We start from the raw sequence: 6,230 nt of genomic DNA on the forward strand, positions 1-6,230 counted from the left end.
AAGCAAAAGCTCCGGCTTTATGAATAAGGGTAACGGCAAAAATCCGTCCGTACAATCAGCTCTTGAGCTTGAAGAGCTCGGCTATCTTCTTGACGTCAATCTTGGGATCCATGGTTTTGGCCTTTTCGATCCAGAATCTGGCCTTGGCATCGTCCTTGTCCACGCCGGCCCCGTTCTTGTACAGCAGGGACAGCGCCACCATGGCAGGAACCAGATTGTTATAGGCAGCCTGTTCTACCCAGTAGGCAGACTTTCTCATGTCACGAACTTCACCGTGTCCGTTGGCGATCATGATGCCCAGATTGAACTGCGCAATAGCCACGTCCACATCGGCAGCCTCGCGATACCACTTGTAGGCCTGGTTGAAGTTCTGATTTACACCGAAACCTTCCTTGTAGGCATAGGCCAGATAGGTTTTGGCCATGGCATCATCATGTTCCTCGATGGCCTTGTTGAGCCACTTGATGCCCTCAGCCTTCTGCTTGGCATCGCCGTGGGTTACATAAAGCTCGCCCAGCTTGGATTCGGCACCCACATGATCATGAAGCGCAGCAAGCCGGTAAATGTTCATGGCTCTCTGGTAGTCCTGCTTCACACCAATGCCGTTTTCGTACATGGTTCCCAGAAGGTACTGGGCTTCCAGCATGTTCTGTCCGGCGGCCTGGCTGATGTAGTCAACAGCTTCGGCTTCGGTGAGAGCCCGGTTGGTCTCCTTGTCGCCGTTGATATAAAGACGGCCTAGCTCGAACTGAGCCAGAGCACTGCCCTTGTCAGCGGCCTTTCTGAGATTCTCAATACCCTGGGAAGGGTTGCGCATAACCCCGAGCCCCTGGAAATACATGATGCCTACATAGTACTCGGCGTCTGTGTTGCCGCCATTAGCGGATTTCTCGAACCAGGACATGGCGTTGGGGTAATCCTGGTTTTCATAAAGAACCGTGGCAAAAAGAGCCTGACCGTCGGTATTGTTGAGAAGAGCAGATTTTCTGGCCCAGCTAAGACCGAGCTTCTGGGACTCCTCGTCCTTCTGGTTAAGAAGCCACTTGGCATACTCAAACATGCCTGCAGGATCGCCGGCCTCCGCCTTTATCTGAACGTCACGCACCGCATGGTACTTGTCCAGGAAGTGGAGAGCGCGTTCCTCCTTCCAGACGGCAGCCTTGTCAAAGTAACTGTAGGCCTGCTCGAAACGGTCGTGCTCGACAAGGAAAAGCCCGTATTCGTATTCCGCATCGGGGCGTCCGGCATCTGCGGCGCGCTGAAGCCATCCGAGAGCCTCCTCAATGGGCATTACCTCCGGATGGGCATCATTCATGGAATAGAGGGCGTACATGGCGTTGTCGTCATTATTATTGTTTGCCAGATCGGTGAAGATTGTTTTTGCTTCATCGTATCTCCCTTCCTTCATTGCGATCTCGGCATCCTTAAAGGTTTTCCCACCGCAGCCGGTGAACGCAATGGCGGAGATTAATACAAGTGCGGCAATCCTCGTTAATTTCATTTTTCTTTTAACCTTGTTTAACATCCATACTGCAACGGATTTGCCTGTTAAAGGTGAGAGAAGAACTCGCAACCCAATCCGCTGTTACAGCAAACCTAAACCAGACACATAAAAAAGGAGCCTGTTTGCGGGCTTTCCCCGTGTCTGAATACGATCAAAGCTTAATGTTAGCACATTATCTTTTTTTACAAAAGAATGATATGCCTTAAATACTCTCATTTTGAGACTTGCCGACAAATATTGCCGTCACAGCGGGGTTTTTACCGGAGGAATTTCCCTGCATACCCCGGATTCCCTTCTTCCCTGCCGTTCTTAAGGGATAGCATCGCTGCCCCTGAAACAGCATTCTCCGCCCGGAGACCCGGGTTTGGACTAAAATAGTAAAAAAATGTGATAAACAGCGGGAGTTTCATGTAAAATCCCTGAGTGAAACCTCCTGATTACCGGGAACCGCCGGTAACTGTTTCTTGTTTTATACACACCAACTACCGGAAAGCAATGATGTCCAAGCCTGTCAGAAAAATCGGGATCTTCAGCAGAGTACAGAATCAGTCAGTGGCAAAAACCCTTCGCAGTCTCATTGATTTTTTAAGAGAGCACGGAGAGGAAATTTATCTTGAAAAGGAAACCGCGCGCAAGCTTGATACCCAGGACACTGCCCTTCCCTTTGAAAAGATTCCCGAGGTTGCCGACCTTATTGTGGTGGTAGGCGGTGACGGCGCCTTTCTGGGAGCCAGCCGAGCTGTAGGGCTGTCAGGAATTCCCATGGTGGGCATCAATACCGGACATCTGGGATTTCTTACCGATATCGCACCTGACAGCTTCCGGGAACCCCTGATCAAGATTATGGCAGGCGAATACTATCTGGAGCAGCGCTTCATGCTGAACACCGGAATTCTTGAGGACGGTGCGATTACCCAGAGCTCCCTGGCTCTTAACGAAACTGTTATTCAGGGAAACCTGGCCGCTCACATGATCGATTTCTCTGTGTTCATTGACGACAATCTCATGTACACCATTAAGGCGGACGGCCTCATTATCTCCACGCCCACAGGTTCCACAGCCTATTCTCTTTCCGCTGGCGGCCCCATTGTGGATCCTTCCCTGAATGTAATTGTTCTGGTGCCGATGTTCCCGCACTCCCTGAACTGCCGTCCCTTTGTTTTCAGGGCTACCTCCGATGTCAAGATCAGGTTCGAGATCCAGGACTGCACCGAGGATATCATTGTAAGCTGCGACGGCCAGGTAGCCATGAAGACCAGCAGCTCGGCCAGCATTCTGGTACGGAAAAGCCAGGAGTCCATTCAGATCTGTCATCTTAAGAACTATGACTTCTTCAATGTGCTCAGGAGCAAAATCGGCTTTGGAGAGCCCATTCGTCATCCCGAGGTACGGGAGGAAATTCCGGAATCCGCCGCCGCACAGTATGAGGAACCAATGGCGGAGCTTGGTACTTTGGAGTAAGCACCTCCGGGATTATTTCACTAATGAACTCTCCTTAACAAAGAGGAGCGTCTCCAGAAAAAACAGGGCAGCAGTTCCTTTCAGGGGAGGAATCATCTCCAGTACTGCGTAGTACTTGCCAGTACTGACAGGCTTTACCGGCTTCAGTTTTTACTCCCGCATCATTCCCCTGAAGCTTGACCGGGCTTCATTATGATATTCAGGTTCCCGGATATTATTCGCGGAGACCTCAATATCCCTGTAGTCCCCGTGTTCCGCTGTCCCGAACGTCCTGACATAGATCCGCCCCCGGAGGCATCCCGCAGACAGAATTTCCATCTCCAGGCGGGAGATTTTTATGAAATACCCTGCAATCCCGGCTTCCGCAGAATTGATTTTCAACATAATCGCCCGCCATTGCATTTTTTTGCCCTTCATGACTGATTAGTCGGCTATACCACGAAAAACGCAGTCTCGTTAATTCCTGAAAGGAGATATTTTAGAAGGTGTGAGTATACTTATAACCAGAAACCGTATATTTGTACACATTAAAACCATGTTTCGTAAAACTGCCGGCAAGAGATCAGATCGCGCCCCGGAGTTTCGGGAGGAAGGCCCAGAGACATGTGGCGGCAGTCGGGTATCAGGGACAATGCTGTTATCCCTGATTATTGATGGAGCATTTTCCCGGAGGGCGTATTCCTCCCCATGACGGTATCCCCTGATTCCGCCCAGAATCGGGTAGGGGGAGCCTAACTCACCCCTCCCACACCACCGAACGTGCGGATCCGCATTCGGCGGTTCAAAACGATAAATGCAGAAGTAAATATTATATCAGCCCTTCCACGCAAACTGTTCCAAAGTAGCCCATCCCTCACTCAGCAGACGCTTATTACTAAGAATTCTGTGAATCACAGGAGTCATGGACATAGTCCAGTACCTATTAGAGGAATACGCATATTCGGATTTTAAAGGAACTCGCTTCGCCCTTTTCTCACCGCTTCCGAGATTTCATTAGGGTGTTCCAATATGTAACATCTTAACTGAAGGGGTTTCATGCCATCAACGCCGGCACCGCCTTTGTTGCTGACCACCTTCATAAGTGCTTCCGTAAGGATCCCTTTTTCCGCATGTAATCCTCGAGGGAATAAACGAAACTGCACTATTCTTCCGGGTCGGATTCATCAAACTTATTTTCGCGGACATTGCAGTCAATTCTTGATTCAGCCTCTTCGGAGACGTATTTTAGAAAGACAGCGTGATATTCAATTAATAAATCTTTGGCAGATCGTTTCCTGTAATGCTTTCATTCCAGGCACCCATAAAAAATCTCCTTACTTGTACAGCGCTCCGCTTCGGAAGAAACGAACCATAAAAATTTACTTTGTATGGAATATAAAAAATTAGCAGTCGTACATTGAACTGTAAATTCCAACAGGCAAAAAATTGTAACCTCACTTCTTATGTTTAATGTGATAATTATCACTGAATAAAACCTGTGAAAACATTTTAGACTAAGCTCCGTGTGATATCATCAAAAGGTGTGTTGGCTCACTTATCCGTGATAAGTACATGATGCATGAGGTGGTAATATACCGTGGAGAACAGGTTCATGAACGCGCTGAATCCGGATTGTTTTCGTTAATAACTTAATACTTCATGGGCGGATATCTTCCTGCTCGGTGAGTAAGAAACATCCTGTATTACGATTAAAAATTCTGTGCAGTAAAAAAATATTAGGAGTTTTGGCAATCAGATGAAAAGATTATTATTGATATTTTTCGGATTATGCATGATTTGTAACGTATATGCCGGTGATATCGAGTCAAAAGAAAAATCAGACATAAATAACGATAATAAAGAAGGATTGAACATGGCAATAACTGTAAATCTACGTTACACAGGTACTGGTGGAAATGCTCGTGCCTTTGCGGAAGAGATGATGTCTTCCGGGACCGTAGATAAGATACGCGCCGAGAAAGGTAATCTTCGGTACGAGTATTATGTTTCTATGGAGGATCCTGAAACGGTGCTGCTGGTAGACAGTTGGACTGATCAGGAAGCTATTGATGCTCATCACGCGTCACCTATGATGGAAACCATTGCGACGCTGAGAGAAAAGTACGATCTCCATATGACCGTTGAACGGTATGTCAGCAAAGAGACGCCAAAATCAGAAGAACGTTTTATCAGGAAGTAAGCGTAGATTTTACGGATTAAAAATTAGGTGCAGTGATAAAATGTCTGCCGCTTACGTTGAGTTCGCGGTGGTTAAAGTCATAGGGAGTATTAAAAATCTTGCTTAAGGTAATTCTTTTCTAAGCCTGGGGACGCTGAAAAAGGCTCGTGCTGCCGCTGATGGTTGAAAATTTGAGGGTGTAATATTAAGTGTGTAAGTTATGTTCACCACAACTTACGCACTTTATTATTTTGAGAAAGTGCGATACATTTTAATAAGGATTATTAGATTTATGAGTGACGCACTTATGGCACCTAGAAAGAAACGCAATGAGTTTAGTCAGGCTATTGCCAAATCAATTTTGGAAAATTATCAGCCTAAAACCGTAGCAGAAATGCAGAATGCCCTTAAGGATATATTCGGACCGATGTTCGAGGCCATGCTTCAGGGGAACTGTCTTTCCACGGTTTTATATGACTTGCAACGAGCAATTCAGGTTGATTTACTTTGCATAAAGCACAATGTTCAAATTTATTTAGTAGCAGATTCCTAAAAGTATTTTGTTGACGATAGCCTCCTTTTGTCTCGCCTTTCAGTTGAAGTTCAGAGATTTCTTGATCAATGGATTCTGCCATGGCTTTAAAATTTGTCGAATTCAATGTCATGACATAGTCATAATAAGTCTTTACAACTCGAACTGCATTTAATACTTCACCAAAAAGCTTACCATCATTGTCGTTCTTTGAAACAGAATTTATTATCGTACGAACCTGAATTAAAGGTTTGCTATCGACTTTTTTATATTTTGATCTTATTTTTTCAACAGAATCATCTCCATATTCAAGTAGAAATTTCCCAATTAGTAATACTATATAAGATGTGCAAATATTGAGCACATCTTGTCTCAATATCTCATTATTTACTCAATATACCAATCAACAACATAACTACCTCAGTTTTCAGGTAGACATAAATCCCGTTTTCTCTCTAAAAAAATTAAAAAATATCGACAAAATTGTGAAATTTTTCTTGAGTATAGTCTAATTATAGCTTATAATTAGACTATATGTTTGCGGAGTTTGATATGCCAATACCTAGAGATATTCT

General features: G+C 45.5%; 5 protein-coding genes. 2 read left to right on the forward strand and 3 right to left on the reverse strand.

What is annotated here, in order from left to right; all coding sequences use genetic code 11:
- Positions 1 to 55 precede the first annotated feature (55 nt).
- A complete protein-coding gene (locus tag F557_RS0116860; RefSeq protein ID WP_169335228.1) occupies positions 56 to 1,501 on the reverse strand; it encodes a tetratricopeptide repeat protein in 1,446 nt (481 codons plus the stop codon).
- 498 nt (positions 1,502 to 1,999) lie between these two features.
- Here F557_RS0116860 and F557_RS20620 point away from each other — a divergent pair, with 498 nt between their 5' ends.
- On the forward strand, positions 2,000 to 2,965 hold the full coding sequence (locus F557_RS20620) for an NAD(+)/NADH kinase (RefSeq protein ID WP_084761689.1): 966 nt from the start codon (positions 2,000 to 2,002) through the stop codon (positions 2,963 to 2,965).
- Between the two features lie 150 nt (positions 2,966 to 3,115).
- Here the strand turns inward: F557_RS20620 and F557_RS0116875 are convergent, their stop codons facing one another.
- Positions 3,116 to 3,349 carry a hypothetical protein gene (locus F557_RS0116875; protein WP_157617944.1) on the reverse strand — a complete coding sequence of 78 codons (234 nt, stop codon included), beginning with the start codon at positions 3,347 to 3,349 and terminating at the stop codon, positions 3,116 to 3,118.
- Positions 3,350 to 4,700: 1,351 nt separating this feature from the next.
- Here F557_RS0116875 and F557_RS0116885 point away from each other — a divergent pair.
- Positions 4,701 to 5,144, forward strand: a complete 444-nt coding sequence (locus F557_RS0116885) for a putative quinol monooxygenase (RefSeq protein ID WP_211209602.1) — start codon at positions 4,701 to 4,703, stop codon at positions 5,142 to 5,144.
- Between the two features lie 386 nt (positions 5,145 to 5,530).
- Here the strand turns inward: F557_RS0116885 and F557_RS23740 are convergent, their stop codons facing one another.
- Entirely contained in the window at positions 5,531 to 5,788 is a 258-nt protein-coding gene (locus F557_RS23740; protein WP_425425357.1) for an HNH endonuclease, read from the reverse strand.
- Between the last annotated feature and the right edge of the window lie 442 nt (positions 5,789 to 6,230).

Origin of the sequence: Succinimonas amylolytica DSM 2873, assembly GCF_000378405.1 — a bacterium.
GTDB lineage: Bacteria > Pseudomonadota > Gammaproteobacteria > Enterobacterales > Succinivibrionaceae > Succinimonas > Succinimonas amylolytica.

Coding starts and splice junctions, on each gene's coding strand:
- F557_RS0116860 (WP_169335228.1), bottom strand. CDS start 1,501: ATGAAATTAACGAGGATTGCCGCACTTGTATTAATCTCCGCCATTGCG.
- F557_RS20620 (WP_084761689.1), top strand. CDS start 2,000: ATGATGTCCAAGCCTGTCAGAAAAATCGGGATCTTCAGCAGAGTACAG.
- F557_RS0116875 (WP_157617944.1), bottom strand. CDS start 3,349: ATGTTGAAAATCAATTCTGCGGAAGCCGGGATTGCAGGGTATTTCATA.
- F557_RS0116885 (WP_211209602.1), top strand. CDS start 4,701: ATGAAAAGATTATTATTGATATTTTTCGGATTATGCATGATTTGTAAC.
- F557_RS23740 (WP_425425357.1), bottom strand. CDS start 5,788: ATGACATTGAATTCGACAAATTTTAAAGCCATGGCAGAATCCATTGAT.